Source organism: Flaviflexus huanghaiensis (genome assembly GCF_014118685.1).
GTDB lineage: Bacteria > Actinomycetota > Actinomycetes > Actinomycetales > Actinomycetaceae > Flaviflexus > Flaviflexus huanghaiensis.
The window spans coordinates 1-828 of record NZ_JACFAK010000045.1; the positions used below are offsets into that span (position 1 = coordinate 1).

2 pseudogenes are annotated in these 828 nt (G+C 58.1%); one reads left to right on the top strand and one right to left on the bottom strand.

What is annotated here, in order from left to right:
* Positions 1 to 118, top strand: a pseudogene (locus H7E91_RS11475) (IS481 family transposase); the annotation flags it as partial.
* Positions 119 to 318: 200 nt separating this feature from the next.
* On the opposite strand, the pseudogene H7E91_RS11480 reads toward H7E91_RS11475, so the two are convergent.
* A pseudogene (locus tag H7E91_RS11480) lies at positions 319 to 828 on the bottom strand (serine/threonine protein kinase); the annotation flags it as partial.

Consider the following 828-nt stretch of genomic DNA (forward strand, 5'->3'; position numbering starts at 1 on the left):
GCGACGAGACGCCCTACCAGGATGGCTGCATCACTATAATCATCACCGACCCCACACAGCCTGCGACAGGCTCGCCCCAATCACCCGCTTAACCAACCTCCCCGGACAGTACAGCTAGAGCAGGAGGCGGAACGGCGGTGTTGACATCGATGTCGCCAGTGATGACCGCTCAGCTGATCGTGGCTCTTAATTTCTCTATTTAATGATGGGGCAGAGACCCAGACGTGGGCTCTTGATGTTGTGGTAGCAGTGTGGATGAGGGTGAAGATGGCGAGGGGGAGCTGGCTGTCGATGGCCAGCTCCCCCGGCCGATCAGTGTCAGATGAGTGTTGGGTCTTCGACCTGGTTGGGGAAGTAGTCTTCCATGGTGCCCTCGCGGTACACGTCAGCAGTCGCACAGTGCAGACCGCCACCGAACGCGTAGGCATCGCGGAAATCAACCGGAATCGGGTTCATGCCAAGCTTTTCCATCTGCTCAAGCTGGTTAACCTCAGAGGCCTCAACGATGACGTTCTTGTGATCAAGAACAAGACAGTTCATCGACAGCCACACCGAGGAGTAGCACAGCGGCGGCGGCTCATCGTGAGCCGGCTGAGCCGCATCAACGATCTGCCAATCATTGGCTTCGAAGATCTTGCGCTGCTCTTCAGGCAGACGACGCTCAGGGTTGTTGATGATCAGACCCGGACGAAGCGGCACGAACGTCGCGTCGATGTGGATCGGGTACGGGTCACCGGGGAAGTTCACCGCGTGGATGCGGTGCTCGGGGTAGTAGCGCTTGAACCACTCCATCGCCTTGCGGTTGGTCGTCAAACCATGCTGGATGAA